This is a genomic window from Alkalicoccus halolimnae, from assembly GCF_008014775.2.
Taxonomy (GTDB): Bacteria; Bacillota; Bacilli; order Bacillales; family Salisediminibacteriaceae; genus Alkalicoccus; species Alkalicoccus halolimnae.
The window spans coordinates 1,059,190-1,075,111 of the sequence record NZ_CP144914.1; the positions used below are offsets into that span (position 1 = coordinate 1,059,190).

The following is a 15,922-nucleotide window of genomic DNA, read 5'->3' on the forward strand; positions in this document are numbered from 1 at the left end:
GTATGTGGAAACAGCTGAAAAATGAAGAACGAGGAAACATCATCGTGATTTTTGCATTCGCTCTCTCTATGCTTATGGGCTTTGCAGCAATTGCAGTAGATGCGGGTCAGCTTTATTTTGAAAAAAGCAATCTGCAGAAAACGGTGGACGCCGCTGCTCTTGCTGGAGCTCATGCCTACTATTCAGGCGATTCTAATTTAGAAGCACAGGAAATAGCAGACCTGAATGGTTTTCAGATAGCGGGTTCACAAATAACTGTTGAAAATGGGAGGGTAACTGTACAACATGAATCGAACGTACCTTTGTCGTTTGCCAGAATGATCGGCATAAATGATGCTGACGTATTTGCATCTTCCACCGCTGCAACAGGTGCTCTCGGCAAGGGAGATCGAATAGCGCCGATTGCCATAGAAGAGAGTGAAATTCCTGATGGGAAGTATTTAAACTGTGCCAAACCCGAAGATGGGGGAAACTGTGGATACTTGACGGGGAACGGAACAGGAGCCTCTTCTTTGAACGAGGCACTTGTTTATGGAAAAACGATTGAAATTGGCACATATGAACTCGAAACCGAACCCGGAGCAAAAGTCGGCCAGGTAAGAAGCGCTGTAGATGAAATTATTTCTAAAGACAGCGGAAACAACAAATGCGACAGCTATTCTACAGCGGATGCTTCCTGTTACAGGGTAATTACAGTAGCGGTAACGGAATCCGGGGCCTTCAGCGACGCTTCCGGCCGCGACCACGTTAACGTTCTCGGCTTTGCTTCCTATTGGGTGGAAGGATTTACAAACCAAGGAGGAAACAGCCGTATAGTCGGCCATTATATCGATATGGTACGGCTCGGGGAACTGGATCCTAATGCAAAAAACTACGGCTCCCACGTAGTAAAACTGATGGAATAACAGCAGGAGGACACAGTGATGAGCACAAAAAAAATCTGGATAATCGCAATTTTTACCGGCTTTATTGCAGCGATTCTGCTGTACAGCTCGCTCATAAGCAGTAGCTCCTCCCAGGAAGAGGAGCAGGAACAGCAAGCTCTGGAACAGCAGGCGGCTGAACAGGCAGAAGAAGAGGCATTGACCCGCCAGCAGGTAAATCCTATGGACGATATTGAACAGGGGATGAGAGCTGTTTCTATACCCATTGATAATACGGTTCACGGAGTTTCCGGATACATAGAACCGAAATCACATGTGGATATTATTGCATTTGAAACATTGGAACCGGAAATGGATGATGAAGATTCAGAAGAAATAGAGGTGGAGACGGCAGGGGAAGAACTAAGTGCCGAACTGCTTTTACAAAATGTTAAGGTACTTGCGGCCGGAAGAGCGTACGACGCAGAAGCGGATGCTTTGCGCTACGTTCAGATTACGGTGGAAGTAACTCCTGAAGAAGGGGTACTGCTTAGTCTTGCTGAAAAAAATGCGGACGGATTTTATTTTATGCTGCGTGATGAAGAAGACGACAGCATAGAAGAAGAGGGTGTCGAAATCACACGGCCTATCCTTAGAGGGGAGGGGCAGTAATGCAGTTTAATTGGCTTTTTTATTCGGATACGAACGCGCAAGCTGATCTTCTCGAAGAAGCTCTTCAAAAGCGGGATCAGGCGCTTAAGAGAGTAGTTTATTTAGAGCGGCTTTTTGATTATTTAAAAACAGAATCAAACGCTGCAGTTATTATCCGTGCACATACTGTATACAATGCTTATCAGCTTTGCTCGGAGCTTTCTGTAAAGTATCCGCAGCTCTATATTGTCCTGATCATCCCGGACAATATGGAAAATGCCCGTAAAGCGATGCAGGCAGGCGCTTCCAACACGCTTCGTTTCAGTCACGATAAAGATGAAGTCCGTGACATCATCATTCACGCAGAAAAATATATGAATCATCGAAAACAACTGGAAGAGATCACGGAAATGGATCCTTCTCTTCTGGATCAAAAAGTTATTTCGATATGCAGCACTAAAGGTGGTGCAGGCAGAACTTCTTTTACTGTCAATCTTGCATTGGCACTTTCTGGGGAGGGACAGAGAGTAGCCGTACTGGATGGAGACGTACAGTTCGGAGATGCTGCGATGTATCTGGATCTGCGTCCGCGGAAGACAATTTATGAATGGATAAAAGAAGGGGAAAACCGGACAGAGCTCGACATTGATTCCTTCATGACAAAGCACGATTCCGGAGTAAGTGTGATGCCCGCACCCTCGCGGCCGGAGTTTTTTGAGATGGTTACTGCGGATGATATACAGCTCGTAATTCAGGAAATGAAAAAAATTTACCAGATTATTCTTATCGATAATTCTGCTGCCATTTCCGAAGTGCAACTCCAGTGTCTGAATGAATCCGATGAAATTCTGCTTTTGACAGACGGCACCCTTCCCTGCGTGCGTAATACAAAATTATATGCTGATACGCTCGATTCTATGGAACTGAAAGAGAAGGTAAGGCTGATCCATAATCGTTCCAGGAAAAAAGACGGTATGGATCCAAAAAAAATAGAGGAGCTGACAGGCCTGAATATTTATGTTTCCCTGCCGGATCAGCAGCAGCTGGTAGAAAGATCGATCGAAGAAGGGCGCCCCTATGTAATGGACAACCCAAAAAAACCTCTTTCTAAACAGGTGCAGGGAATGGCACGTAAATTGTTAACCGGCTCCGACGAAGTTCATAAAAAAAACTCTAAAAAGCTTTTTTCCAAAGCGAAGTAAAGGAGGAGGAAGTGAATGTCCTTATTTACTAAATATACAGCCCCTGAAAAAAAAGAAAAAAAGCTGGAGAAATCCAGTTCTCAAGCGGCTGAAAAAGAAACTCCTCAACCTGTTGAAATGAAAAAAAAGAAACAAGCTTCCGCTCCTCTGACCGAGAATCCTCCCATGACCGATGAATTCTGGGAGATGGAATCAAAAATTCATGGAGATATTGTGGAGGAACTTAAAAAGAAGACTTTTAACGATGCGGAGCAGGAAAAACAGATGATTGAAAAAATTTCTCAGGAAAAAGTTGATCAGGCAGGCGATCGGTTGACTTTTGAACAGAAGCAGCATCTTCTGCAGGCTGTGAAATATGAACTGCTTGGCTATGGTCCTATCACCTCTCTTCTGGAGAATCCCGACATTTCCGAGGTAATGGTAAACAGTGCTAAAGATATTTACTATGAATTTAAAGGGAAACTTCTAAAAAGCAATCTCAGTTTTCGAGATGATGCCCATGTAAAAGGTGTCATTGACCGCATTGTTTCTCCATTGGGAAGAAGAATAGATGAAAGTTCTCCCATGGTGGATGCACGTCTTCCTAATGGTTCGCGTGTTAATGCAATTATACCTCCTCTTGCTCTGAAAGGACCCTCCATTACGATTCGGAAATTTTCGGAGACTCCTTTTACGGCTCAGGATCTAGTCGGATTCGGCACATGGACAGATGACATGGCCAATTTTGTTGAAGCAGGAGTGGATTCTGCGTTAAATATTTTCATAAGCGGAGGGACCGGTTCCGGTAAAACCTCTACCTTAAACGTTCTATCGTCATTCATACCGGAAGGAGACCGGATCATTACTATTGAGGATGCTGCGGAGCTGAAACTTTCTCAAGATCATGTTATTTCATTGGAATCCCGCCCGGCCAACATTGAAGGAGAAGGACAGATTACGATCCGGGACCTGGTAAAAAACTCTCTTCGTATGAGACCGGATCGGATTGTCGTCGGGGAAATCCGCGGAGCTGAAGCTCTTGATATGCTTCAGGCAATGAATACCGGTCACGACGGCAGCTTAAGTACGGGGCACGCCAACTCCCCTCGTGATATGCTTTCCCGTATTGAAACAATGGTTATGATGGCCGGTTTTGACCTGCCGGTACGGGCAATAAGAGAGCAGATAGCCAGTGCGATTGATATTATCGTCCAGCAGTCACGTCTAAGGGATGGCAGCCGTAAAATCACCCATATTACCGAAGTACTTGGAATGGAAGGCGAGACCATTGTTCTTCAAGACTTGTTTGTTTATAAAGAAACTGGAATGGATGAGGATGGAAATCTGGTTGGCCAATTTTCACCTACAGGTATTCGTCCTCACATTTCAGATCGTTTAGAAGCAAACGGATTTACGCTCCCTGGTGCCTGGTTTGATCAGGAGTTAGATTATGAATAGTGTTTTATTCGTGCTGCTGTTTACAATACTTTTTTCATTTATAATTTATACTTTATTGATTAATGTGAACAGGAAAAAGAGAGTGAAACAGCGTCGGCATCTTTATATACACGCAGAAGAAAAAACTGAGGTAAAAAAGAGAAAAGAAAACCGTGATTCACCCCTTATTCGTGGAGCAGGGAAGGCGCTCAGCTTCCTTCCTGTAAAAGTGAAAACGGAAGATAAACTGCAGCAGGCTGGTTTTACTTTAAGCGGTTCAGAGTTCCTGGCGGTGCGTATCTTAGCTGCTTCTGCCGCTGGTGTTGTTTCGTGGCTGCTTTTCAACTCTATTATTCATCTATTTATTGGTCTTGCAGCAGGTTTTGCAATACCGGCTGCGGTTGTCTCTCGAAAACGCAAAAAGCGGTTGGAGCTTTTAACCCACCAGCTGATCGAGACCCTGGGGACGATGGCCAATTCTCTCAGGGCGGGTTTCAGCTTCCTCCAGGCAATGCAGCTTGTATCGAAGGAAATGCCCGATCCCCTGGGTCCTGAATTTGGACGGGTGGTAAAGGAAATAAGTTTAGGAAGGCCGGTAGATGAAGCACTCGTTCGTATGACGGAAAGACTGCCGAATAAAGAGCTGGAAGTCATTGTGCAGGGGATTGTTGCTCAGAGAGAGAACGGGGGGAATTTGGCAGGACTGCTTATTTCTATGGAGGAAACCATTCGCGGTCGTATTAAAGTGCAGGACGAGCTGAAAACGCTGGTAGCCCAGGGGAAAATGTCTTCATGGATTATTACAATGCTTCCCGTTGCTCTTGCCTTATTTATGTATTTTGTCAATTACGACTACATATCGATTATGCTAACGGAACCGTTGGGCTGGATGATATCTTTTATGGGGACAGTTTCCATATTTATTGGCTGGCTGCTGATTCAAAAAGTTATAAAAATTGAGGTGTAGGCTGTGAATCCAATACTTATTTTTCTCATGCTGACTGTCTTTCTAATTTTTTCATTTGCTGGTGTGCTGCATACTATATTTCTAAGAGAGATTACTATCGCTGAGCGCAGGGAAGCTTATATTGGTGTTCCTTTACAAAAATCAAGCAATTTACATGCGGAAAAGAAATCTCCGATAAACGAATTATGGAAAAAAGGAATTGAAAAGTCAGAAAGATATGTTTCTGTTTCTGAAGAAAAAAAGGTAGGAAAGATGCTTAGAGATGCCGGGTATGTAAAATTAATGTCGGTAACCGAATTTCGAATGAGACAGATAGCCGCGGCTTTTATTTCTGGATTCCTGGCTTTTATTTTTTTCTTTTTATTAATGGAAGGCAGTTTAGCAGCAATATTTATTGCTTTTCCTGTAGGATTTTTAGGCTGGCGGATGCCTGTGTTTTATTTGAAGAAAAAGCGTGATCAGCGTATTAAGCAAATAGATCTGGATATGCCGGATTTTTTTGACACTGTGAACCTTCTTGTGGAAGCAGGCGTTGGTGTGGATGCTGCGATTGCCGTCGTATGCCGCAAAAAACCAGGACCGCTGTCAGATGAATTTCTAATCGTTCTGGACGATATGAAAAGAGGAAAATCAAAGAGGGAAGCCTTTCACGAATTGAAGCTGCGGGTTCCTTCTGATTCTTTCCAGAGTATTATTACTTCGATGATTCAAGCCGATCAGCTGGGGATTGGACTGTCCAACGTGCTTCGGAATTTAACTATCCGTATCCGCGAGCAACGCCGGGAAAAGGCACGTGAACTGGCAATGAAAGCACCGGTAAAAATGCTTTTTCCAATGATGATTTTCATATTCCCCGCTCTTTTTATTGTGATTTTAGGTCCTTTTATGGTTAATCTCATCATTAATGGGCTGATGTGAAAATTTCTAATAAATAATTCTAGCAAAAAAATTACATGCTGGTTCAAATTCAACAAGACAGACTTCCTATGTTTCCAGACAACGTTTTCCGGGAGGCAGCCAGAGCTCTGCTGACTTTTGCATAGAGCTTAACTTAACGAAAGGAAAAGATATTTGACTTTGAATTGAGAGGCTCAACCTCTATTTCTAAAGAATAAAAAGGTTGTTCTAAACTAATATTATTTTAATAGTCGACTCCAAATAAAGGAGCTGATCCATCGATGGATCAGCTCCTTTATTATGGCCAATTAAAACTTTATTAAGAACATTATAATAAATAAATATATTCGTTAAAAAGAAAAAAACGTTAAAAATAGTTAATATAACAGGGTTATTCATGCTTTATTTCAAAATATTTGAAAATAAATCAAAAAAGTGCTTTACTTTTTCTTTATAACGAATTATTATAATCCTTAAGAGATATTCTTAATAACGAATAAAACTCTTACAAAAAAATTTAGGAGGAATGCAGAATGATGGAGAAGATGAAGAACTTAGTGGTGGAGGAAGAAGGACAGGGACTGGTGGAGTATGCATTGATTATCGCTTTGATTTCCGTAGTGTTGGTAGGGGCTCTTCAACTGGTGGAAGGCGGGATCAGTGGAGCGTTTAACAGTATTGTAAGCGAACTTGGTGGAGCAGGCGAAGGAGGAGGCTGATTAGCTTTCTAAGGTATAAAATGATTTTCTAAATTTTAAGGAGGAATGCAGAATGATGGAGCAGATGAAGAACTTAATGGTGGAAGAAGAAGGACAGGGACTGGTGGAGTACGCATTGATTATCGCTTTGATTTCCGTAGTGTTGGTAGGGGCTCTTCAACTGGTGGAAGGTGGAATCAGCGGAGTATTTACGAGCATTTCAGATGCACTTGGTGGAGCAGGCGAAGGAGGAGGCTGATTAGCTTTCTAAGGTATAAAATGATTTTCTAAATTTTAAGGAGGAATGCAGAATGATGGAGCAGATGAAGAACTTAATGGTGGAAGAAGAAGGACAGGGACTGGTGGAGTACGCATTGATTATCGCTTTGATTTCCGTAGTGTTGGTAGGGGCTCTTCAACTGGTGGAAGGTGGAATCAGCGGAGTATTTACGAGCATTTCAGATGCACTTGGTGGAGCAGGCGAAGGAGGAGGCTGATTAGCTTTCTAAAATATTAGTTAACCTTTTAATTCGTTAGAAAAAACCGGGGTAATAGATGATCGATTTGACTTAGGAAGAAACTCTGCAGTTTATTGCAAGTATTATCTGCAGAGCATACGATCATATCTTGGACGCCTTGGACGCCTTGGACGGCTGAAAATAAACTCCATACTAAATTAAATGTATGTGTCTACTTAGGCACCGGGAAAAGAGTTGTCCTATAGCCTATAGGATAACTCTTTTTTATTCACTATAGAGGAAGAGGGATGGAAATGACTGTATTGATTATTGCGATATTAGCTGCCACGATCGGAATTTCGTTTTTCACAGATATCACAACCAGGCGTATTTTAAATATCGTTACTTTTCCGGCTATTGTAACAGGCCTCGCAATTCACAGTGTCACAGCTGGATTGGAAGGATTTATTTTTAGCGGGCTTGGGTTTCTAATCGGCTTCGGTCTGCTGCTTATTCCTTACATCATGGGTGGAATGGGGGCGGGGGATGTAAAGCTGATGGCAGCAGTTGGCGCATTAATGGGACCGGGATTCGTCATTTCAACTTTTTTGTTTGCAGCAATTGCGGGGGGAGTAATGGGACTTTATTTCATAGCAAAACAGCGGGGAGCGCTTGAGAACTTTCATACGATGTTATATGCGATGCCGCTTATAAGAAACACGGCAGGAAGCCTTAGTGAAATTCGCAGCGGGGCAAGACATGCAAGTCTTCCATATGGCGTTGCCATTGCAGTAGGCACAGTAGTAACTTTTGCGGGAAGTCTGGCCGGAGGAGTGCTGCCGGTATGAAAAGTGAAAAAGGCCAGTCCCTTGTTGAATTCGCTCTGATTCTTCCCATCCTGGCTATCATGCTTTTCGGAATCGTCGATGTCGGGCGGATGTTTCACACCGGGCTGACTATGGATCATGCCGGAAGAGAAGCAGCAAGAATGGCCAGCATTCAGGGAAGCGACGCAGAAGTGATGAGTGCAGCGGTGGAAAGAGGAGGAAGCATTTCCTTAACGAGTAGCCAGGTAACTATAAGTCCGGGGGAAGCAGGAAGAGAATCAGGGGAAAAAGTAACGATAACGATTACCCACTCTGTACCATTGGTAACACCGTTTATTGAAGGCATGACAGGTCCCATAGAATTATCCAACACTACCGTAATGAGAGTAGAGTGATGATAATGAAAAATCTTTTATGGAAAGGGCAGTCTGGAAACGTTGCTATTATGACAGCCATCACAATGGCCGTTTTAATTGGAATAGCAGCAATGGCACTTGATGGCGGAAAGCTCTACTTCGAAAAAAGTCAGATGCAAAAAGCAGTTGATGCCGCAGCTCTTGCCGGGGCGCAGGTTTATTATACAGAAGACGGACCGGTCCCGGAAGCGATGGAAGTAGCGGGACTCAATGGTTTTTCTATCGACTCAGGGAGCGTTTCCGTCGAGGATACCTCCGTAACTGTTACACATATGTCGGACGTTTCCCTGATGTTTGCAAGAGTTCTTGGTTTTCAAACGGCAGAAGTACAAGCGACAGCGACAGCGGGAATTTTTCCGTTAAGCAAAAGCATAAAAGCAGCACCGATTGCCGTTGAAGAAGGCAGCATCCCCGATGGAACGTACCTTAACTGTGAAAATCCTGGTAATGGTTCGAAGGATACAAATTTAAACAAGTTTTTCTCGGGAAGCACATCCGAAGCTTATGAAGATGCGTTTAGACAGGGCTATGAAGATGGTTATATTGACGGTTACGACAGGGAAAGTAAAGCTTCTCTTCCTGAATCAACGGATGCCGAAAAAGGATACAAAGATGGTTATAACGTGGGATATGAAGAGGGGGGCGACGTTGCAGACGACCCTGGCAACAAAGGAAACTGCGGGTACCTTGCCATCGAAGGATCAGGAGCTTCCAATTTATACGATGCATTTGTGGACGGAGTCGAAAGAGATTTAAGTGATTATGTCAGTGAAGATCCAGAATCACCCGACTCAAACGTATCGGAAGACACGGAACCAGGAAAGAAACATGGGAGAGTGAAGGCAGCGGTAGAAGAACTGATCAGCCGGGACAGCGGAAGTCCTGACTGCAATTCGCCTGACACAGCGGATAATTCCTGCAGCCGCGTCATTATCGTTGCTGTTGTCGCGGAAGGATCTTTTTCCACGATTTCCGGCAGAGATTCTCTTGAAATTATCGGCTTCGCTTCCTACTGGCTGGAAGGAATGGGGAAAGGCCAGGATAAACACCGCATTATCGGACACTTTATAGATATGGTCACGCTCGGAGAGGGAGAAGAAGGAATACCGGAACACGGGGCATTCAATGTACGTTTAATTAATTAATCACAGGGGGGCAGGGAGGAAGCTATGAATATGAAAAAGATCTGGATCGCATCACTCATTACAGGCATGATAGCCGCTGTATTAATCTACAGTGCTTTTGTAACTAATATCACTTCACCTGAAGAGGCAGAGGAAGCTGAGCAGGAACAGGCAGCAGCCGAAGAACAGGAAATGGAAGAAGCCTATGCCAGGGAGAAAGCCAATCCGATTGTAGAAATAGAAGAAGGAAAAAGGGCGATGTCCCTGCGTGTGGCTAATCCTGAAGAAGGGGTGTCGGGGTATATTGAACCTAAAGACCGGGTCGATGTTGTTGCTTACTATACGGATATAGAAGAAGGAGAAGAAGACGAAGAAAAAGGAGAAAGTTCGGACACAGAACTGCTGACAGCGGAATTAATCATGCAGGACTTAAAAGTGCTTGCCTCCGGAATTTCTGCCGATTCAGAAAATGAAGCGCTTCGTTACGAAACAGTGACTGTAGAAGTAACTCCGGAAGAAGGGGTGGAGCTCAGCCTGGCAGCGAAAGATCAGGATGGTTTTTATTTCATGCTGCGTGATGAAGAGGATGGGACTACGCTCGAAGAGAGAATTAATATTACAAGGCCCGTCATGAAGGGGGAAAGATAAAAATGGAAATGCAGTGGCTGTTCTATTCGGATACCAACGCCCGTGCCGACATGCTGGAGGAGTGCCTGGAAAAACGTGACTACAAATTAAAAAGAGTCACTTATTTAGACAGACTTTTTGATCATTTGAAAAAAGATCCGAACGTCGTACTGTTGATCAAAGCGAATAAAGTGTATAACGTTTATCAGCTTTGCGAAGAGCTTTCAGCCAAATACCCGCATCTGCACATTGTACTCATGATCCCGGATAATATGGAAAACGCCAAAAAAGCGATGAAAGCAGGAGCTTCCAATACTATTCGGTTCAGTGCGGATAAAGATGAAATCAGAGAAATGATCGTGCATGCAGAGAAAAATATCCAGCATCGGATGCGCCAGGCTGATGTGACGGGGATTCCTCTCATCGCGATTGATCAGCGTGTCGTTTCTATCAGCAGCACGAAGGGAGGGGCAGGCAGGTCTTCCGTAACGGTTAACCTTGCTGCAGCTCTGGCTGAACAGGGGCAGCGGGTGGCCGTACTGGATGGGGATATTCAATTTGGCGACACCGCCATGTATTTAAATTTGAAGCCGAAAAAAACCATCTATGAGTGGGTAAAAGAGGGCGATAACCGTGCTGAACTGGATATTGACCAGTTTATGACTAAGCACGACTCCGGCGTCAGTATACTGGCAGCCCCTTCCCGTCCGGAATTTTTTGAAATGATCACTGCAGCAGACATTCAGTATGCTATTGAAGAACTGAAAAACATTTACCAGGTTATTCTTATTGATAATACGGCGGCTATTTCCGAAGTGCAGCTGCAGTGCCTGAAAGCATCGGACGAAATTTTAGTTCTTTCTAATGGAGAACTTCCATGCGTTAGGAATACAAGGTTATATTTTGATACTCTCGAATCTCTTCAGCTCTCTCATAAAGCCAAGCTTGTGCACAATCGCAGCGGGAAAAAAGGAGCCATTGATCCTAAAAAAATGGAAGAGGTAATCGGTGCTTCTATTTTTGCATCTCTTTCCGAGCAGGAAGCTATCGTCAGCGGCTCTATTCAGGAAGGTGTGCCTTATGTAACAAGCCATCCTCGTAAACCAGTTGCTAAAGATATGAAAGCTCTCGCTGCAAAGCTGATGGCCGGAACCGAAGAAAAAGAACAGAAAGCAGAAAAGAAGAAGAAAAAAATGATGGCGAAAGCCCAGTAGGGAGGAGGGAAGACGATGTCGCTTTTTGAGAAATACGCAGGAAATGTCGAGACTCCTGTCACTGTGAAGGACCCCGTAGTCCAGAAAACCTCTGTCCCCCCCGCCGATGGACTGGTGATGACCCCGGAATTCTGGGAGATGGAAGCGGAAATCCATACGGCTATAGTGGAAGAACTTAAGAAAAAGACGATAACGAGTAAAGAACAGGAAAAAATGATTATAGAAAAACGCGGGGAAGAACTAGTAGAGGAAATGGGAAGCCGGCTTACCTTCGAACAGAAGAAGCAGCTTTTACAGGCTGTGAAGTATGAACTTCTTGGGTACGGTCCCATTACGTCTCTATTGGACAATACAGAAATAACAGAGGTAATGGTTAACAGTTCCCAGGATATTTACTATGAATACAAAGGAAAAATTATAAAAAGCAATCTGACTTTTCGGGATGATGCCCACGTTAAGGGAGTTATTGAAAGAATTGTATCGCCCCTTGGAAGAAGAGTAGATGAAAGTTCTCCGATGGTGGATGCCAGGCTGCCTAACGGTTCGCGTGTAAATGCCATTATACCGCCCCTTTCGCTGAGGGGATCGTCTATAACGATTCGAAAGTTTTCGGAAGTTCCGTTTACTTCCGCGGACCTTGTGCGATTTGGTACGTGGACAGAAGATATGTCTTCTTTTGTAAATGCATGCGTACAGTCTAATTTGAATATTTTTATCAGCGGCGGGACAGGTTCCGGTAAAACTTCTACATTAAACGTCTTGTCTTCCTTCATTCCGGAATCAGAGCGGATTATTACGATAGAAGATGCGGCGGAGCTGAAGCTCTCCCAGCAGCATATTATTTCTCTGGAGTCACGCCCTCCTAATATAGAAGGAGAAGGGGAAATTTCCATTCGGGATCTTGTTCGTAACTCTCTGCGTATGCGCCCTGACCGGATCGTAGTAGGGGAGATTCGTGGAGCGGAAGCGCTGGATATGCTTCAGGCGATGAATACCGGACACGACGGCAGTTTAAGTACGGGCCACGCCAACTCTCCGCGGGATATGCTTTCCCGTATCGAAACGATGGTGTTAATGGCTGGCTTTGATCTTCCAGTACGTGCGATCAGGGAACAGATCGCAAGTGCTATCGATATAATCGTGCACCAATCCCGTATGAAAGATGGAAGCCGGAAAATTACGCACATTACCGAAGTTCTTGGGATGGAAGGGGAGACGATCGTTCTTCAGGACATTTTCCTCTATAAGGAAACAGGTATGGATGAAGGAGATAAATTGATCGGAGAGTTTGTCCCTACAGGCATCCGGCCGAAAGCAGCCGAAGATCTTGAAGTTAATGGATTTCATCTTCCGGGGTCCTGGTTTGACAGCAGGTGGGAGCAATGATGAATCTAGCGTTGTTACTAATTCTCGTAGTTCTTTTCACGATGCTCAGCTACGCTTTTATCACTCAGTTCCAGAAGCGCTCCCGGCTGAAAAACAGAACAAACCAGTATGTGGCAAAACAGGAGACGCGGGGAGAAGAAAAGCCGGTGGAGGAACGACGGAAGTTTTCCCTGCTCGAAATGGCTGGAAAAGCACTGCAGGGTCTTCCTGTCCAAACAAAAACGGAAAATCTTTTACAGCAGGGGGGCTTTTCACTGACTCCTTCCGAATTTCTCGCTCTTCGGATAAGTACAGCCTTTCTCTCCGCTGGAATGCTCTGGTTGTTTTTCCCTGTTTGGTATCTGGCTGTGCTTGCATTACCTTTCGGTTTTTATGTGCCGGTAGTTTATGCAAGGTACAAACGAAAAAAGCGTCTGGAGCTGCTTACCTATCAGCTTGTGGAGACGCTTGGGACAATGGCGAACTCCCTGCGGGCAGGGTTCAGTTTTCTTCAGTCGATGCAGATGGTAGCGAAAGAAATGCCTGATCCGCTTGGCCCGGAGTTTGGAAGAGCAGTAAATGAAATCAGGCTGGGACGTCCTGTAGAAGAAGCGATGCACCGCATGACAGAACGTATGCCGAATAAAGAACTGGAAGTTATTGTGCAAAGCATCATTGCCCAGAGAGAGAGCGGGGGAAATCTTGCTGAACTGCTTCTCGCTATGGAAGAGACTATAAGAGGCAGAATCCGGGTGCTAGATGAATTAAAAACACTTGTCGCGCAGGGGAAAATCAGTTCCTGGATTATAACAATGCTTCCTGTCGCTCTGGCAGTATTTATCTATATGTTTAACCGGGAATATGGAGCTATCATGTTTCAGCATCCTCTAGGATGGACATTGTCTTTTCTTACTCTCATCTCCATCTTTATCGGTTGGCTGCTAATTCAAAAAGTTATTAAGATTGAGGTGTAAACTATGAATCCTTTACTCATTCTGCCATTTCTGCTTTTATTTACGACCCTTCTCGCAGCAGCTGTGTTTATAACTCTGAACAGACGCCAGATCCAGCTTCAGTCACGGACGGAAATGTATGTGGGCGTTTCTGAACGCAGCAGACTTTCAAGTGACCGGGAAAAGCAGCCTCACCTGCTGGACTCAATATGGGACAAAGGCATTGGTTATACGAAAAAATTTGTGACACCTGCGGAACAGAAAAAAGTCGAGATTCTGCTCCGGGATGCAGGGTATTTAAAGAAAAGATCAGCTTTTGAATTTCGTTTCTTTCAATTAGCATTAGCATTGACAGCCGGTCTCGGGGGGGCACTTTTCTTTACTGCTTTAACAGAAAGTGCAGGTTCAGTAATTTTGTTTTCAAGTGTGTTCGGTCTCCTCGGTTACCGTCTCCCATTGTTTTATCTTAAAAAGCAGCGGGACAAAAGAATAAAGCAGATCAATCTGGACATGCCGGACTTTTTTGATACGGTGAATCTGCTTATCGAAGCCGGAGTGGGCGTAGATGCCGCTATATCTTCGGTCTGCCATAAAAAACCGGGCCCTCTTTCTGATGAATTTCTGATTATGCTCGATGATATGAAGCGGGGGAAATCTAAAAGAGAAGCATTTCATGATTTGAAACGCCGTGTTCCTTCTGCCTCGTTTCAAGCTATTATTACTTCGATGATTCAGGCAGATCAGCTGGGCATTGGCTTATCGAATGTTTTGAGAAATCTTACGGTAAGAATCCGGGAACAACGGCGTGAAAGTGCTAGAGAACAAGCGATGAAAGCTCCGGTTAAAATGCTTTTCCCAATGGTGCTTTTCATTTTCCCTGCGCTTTTCATGGTAATTCTCGGCCCATTTGCAGTAGACATGGTAGTAAATGGATTCTTTTAAAAGACGTCAGTACTTTTACAGAATAAGATCATTAAGAAACGAAAGATATGTAAAATTCAAAAAGAATTCCGCACTTTAAAAAGATCCCCTTCGAGGGGATCTTTTTTATTATTGAGAAGAACTGAATAATACAAGTTTGTAATATAGATGTAACAGGTTTTTCACTGTAAAGAAAAGATGAGAAAGTATTACAAAAGCCTTGTATGAAGGAAGTCTGGTATCAGCGGAGTTTAGTTACATAGGTCTACCCGAAATCACTATAAATAAAACATCACGTAACATGATGTTACTTAATTATCATCACATTGTTACATAACTGTAATCTCCACAGAGAACGAAAATGATACACTTATCTCTGTAGTCAACAAAACATCTAAAATATCAAATAATAAATAAAACTATGGGGGAGATTCTTTTATGAAACGATGGATCATAATCGCAGCAGCATTTTTATTCGCATTCACACCATTTTTTGAACAGGAAGCACAAGCTTCAAGCATCAGTGATCAAGTCATTTCAACAGGGAAAAGCCAGGTAGGGGCACCATATCAATGGGGAGGAACAACCCCGAGCGGATTTGACTGCTCAGGTTTTACAGGATACGTATTCAATAAAGCAGGTATTTCTTTACCAAGAACTGCTGCACAGCAATTTGGTGCAGGTGATTATGTATCCAAATCAAATCTTCGACCTGGAGACCTTGTATTCTTCAGTGAAACACGTTCCGTCGGAAACATTACTCACAACGGTATTTACATAGGGAACGGGGACATGGTTCACGCTTCTGGATCACGCGGAGTGGAGATCAGAAGCATCAGCAGTTTCTACTGGGATCCGCGTTACGTCGGTGCACGCAGAGTTATCTCTGAAAACGAGCAGGTTGATTCGTCCGGAAATGAAGTTATTCCAGTTACGATCAACGGAAAGACACTTCAAACGGATCAAGATCCTTTTCTTCAAAATGACACGACTATGGTGCCGCTCAGAGCGATCTTTGAAGAACTTGGAGCAGATGTAGAATGGAACAATTCTCTTCGCCAGGCAGAAGCTACTTTAGGAAGTAAAAGCGTGAAGGTCGCAATTAATGATCGAACTGGGTATGCTTCAGGAAGCAGATTCTCACTTGAAGAACCGGCTATGATCAGAGGCGACCGCACGATGGTACCGCTTCGATTTGTATCAGAATCACTTGGTGCAGATGTTAATTGGAACAGAAGCGCACGTACAGTAACAATCAACCAGTAATATTTCAAAAGTCGTCCTTCCGGGACGGCTTTTTTTGTCTCTACAAACTGTGCTTCC

18 protein-coding genes are annotated in these 15,922 nt (G+C 44.0%); all 18 read left to right on the forward strand.

The genetic code is table 11. The features are described from left to right. The first annotated feature begins 2 nt into the window (after positions 1-2). The 18 genes from FTX54_RS04675 to FTX54_RS04760 all read left to right on the forward strand — a co-directional run bounded on the left by FTX54_RS04675 (position 3) and on the right by FTX54_RS04760 (position 15,865). Positions 3-905, forward strand: coding sequence for a Tad domain-containing protein (locus tag FTX54_RS04675; protein WP_147803220.1), 903 nt, complete (start codon positions 3-5; stop codon positions 903-905). An 18-nt stretch (positions 906-923) separates the two neighbouring features. After that, positions 924-1,535: an RcpC/CpaB family pilus assembly protein gene (locus tag FTX54_RS04680; RefSeq protein WP_147803219.1), complete on the forward strand. Its 612-nt coding sequence runs from the start codon at positions 924-926 to the stop codon at positions 1,533-1,535. Continuing rightward, complete coding sequence (locus FTX54_RS04685) at positions 1,535-2,716, forward strand: AAA family ATPase (protein WP_147803218.1); 1,182 nt, start codon at positions 1,535-1,537, stop codon at positions 2,714-2,716. The genes FTX54_RS04680 and FTX54_RS04685 overlap by 1 nt, the downstream gene beginning before the upstream one ends. A 15-nt stretch (positions 2,717-2,731) precedes the next feature. Continuing rightward, a complete protein-coding gene (locus FTX54_RS04690; RefSeq protein WP_147803217.1) occupies positions 2,732-4,153 on the forward strand; it encodes a CpaF family protein in 1,422 nt (473 codons plus the stop codon). Next, positions 4,146-5,099, forward strand: a complete 954-nt coding sequence (locus FTX54_RS04695) for a type II secretion system F family protein (RefSeq protein ID WP_147803216.1) — start codon at positions 4,146-4,148, stop codon at positions 5,097-5,099. Before FTX54_RS04690 ends, FTX54_RS04695 begins: the two co-directional genes overlap by 8 nt. Positions 5,100-5,102: 3 nt before the next feature. After that, positions 5,103-6,017 (forward strand): type II secretion system F family protein, encoded by a 915-nt coding sequence (locus tag FTX54_RS04700; protein WP_147803215.1) that lies wholly within the window; start codon positions 5,103-5,105, stop codon positions 6,015-6,017. A gap of 512 nt (positions 6,018-6,529) precedes the next feature. After that, a complete protein-coding gene (locus tag FTX54_RS04705) occupies positions 6,530-6,715 on the forward strand; it encodes a Flp family type IVb pilin (RefSeq protein ID WP_147803214.1) in 186 nt (61 codons plus the stop codon). Positions 6,716-6,767: 52 nt separating this feature from the next. Next, entirely contained in the window at positions 6,768-6,953 is a 186-nt protein-coding gene (locus FTX54_RS04710; protein WP_222706838.1) for a Flp family type IVb pilin, read from the forward strand. Positions 6,954-7,005: 52 nt separating this feature from the next. Beyond that, positions 7,006-7,191: a Flp family type IVb pilin gene (locus tag FTX54_RS04715; protein ID WP_222706838.1), complete on the forward strand. Its 186-nt coding sequence runs from the start codon at positions 7,006-7,008 to the stop codon at positions 7,189-7,191. A gap of 275 nt (positions 7,192-7,466) precedes the next feature. Next, positions 7,467-8,000: an A24 family peptidase gene (locus tag FTX54_RS04720; RefSeq protein ID WP_246125585.1), complete on the forward strand. Its 534-nt coding sequence runs from the start codon at positions 7,467-7,469 to the stop codon at positions 7,998-8,000. Then, positions 7,997-8,374: a TadE/TadG family type IV pilus assembly protein gene (locus FTX54_RS04725; RefSeq protein WP_147803212.1), complete on the forward strand. Its 378-nt coding sequence runs from the start codon at positions 7,997-7,999 to the stop codon at positions 8,372-8,374. The genes FTX54_RS04720 and FTX54_RS04725 overlap by 4 nt, the downstream gene beginning before the upstream one ends. A gap of 5 nt (positions 8,375-8,379) precedes the next feature. Beyond that, positions 8,380-9,540, forward strand: coding sequence for a pilus assembly protein TadG-related protein (locus tag FTX54_RS04730; protein WP_187254487.1), 1,161 nt, complete (start codon positions 8,380-8,382; stop codon positions 9,538-9,540). A gap of 30 nt (positions 9,541-9,570) precedes the next feature. Beyond that, positions 9,571-10,167 carry an RcpC/CpaB family pilus assembly protein gene (locus FTX54_RS04735; RefSeq protein ID WP_187254486.1) on the forward strand — a complete coding sequence of 199 codons (597 nt, stop codon included), beginning with the start codon at positions 9,571-9,573 and terminating at the stop codon, positions 10,165-10,167. 2 nt (positions 10,168-10,169) lie between these two features. Then, the gene (locus FTX54_RS04740) at positions 10,170-11,360 is read left to right on the forward strand and encodes an AAA family ATPase (protein WP_147803209.1); all 1,191 of its coding nucleotides are present in this window, start codon (positions 10,170-10,172) and stop codon (positions 11,358-11,360) included. Positions 11,361-11,375: 15 nt separating this feature from the next. Continuing rightward, positions 11,376-12,746 (forward strand): CpaF family protein, encoded by a 1,371-nt coding sequence (locus tag FTX54_RS04745; protein WP_147803208.1) that lies wholly within the window; start codon positions 11,376-11,378, stop codon positions 12,744-12,746. Beyond that, positions 12,743-13,699 (forward strand): type II secretion system F family protein, encoded by a 957-nt coding sequence (locus FTX54_RS04750; RefSeq protein ID WP_147803207.1) that lies wholly within the window; start codon positions 12,743-12,745, stop codon positions 13,697-13,699. Before FTX54_RS04745 ends, FTX54_RS04750 begins: the two co-directional genes overlap by 4 nt. Positions 13,700-13,702: 3 nt before the next feature. Continuing rightward, entirely contained in the window at positions 13,703-14,620 is a 918-nt protein-coding gene (locus FTX54_RS04755; RefSeq protein WP_147803206.1) for a type II secretion system F family protein, read from the forward strand. Between the two features lie 417 nt (positions 14,621-15,037). After that, positions 15,038-15,865: a stalk domain-containing protein gene (locus FTX54_RS04760; RefSeq protein ID WP_147803205.1), complete on the forward strand. Its 828-nt coding sequence runs from the start codon at positions 15,038-15,040 to the stop codon at positions 15,863-15,865. The last annotated feature ends 57 nt before the right edge of the window (positions 15,866-15,922 follow it).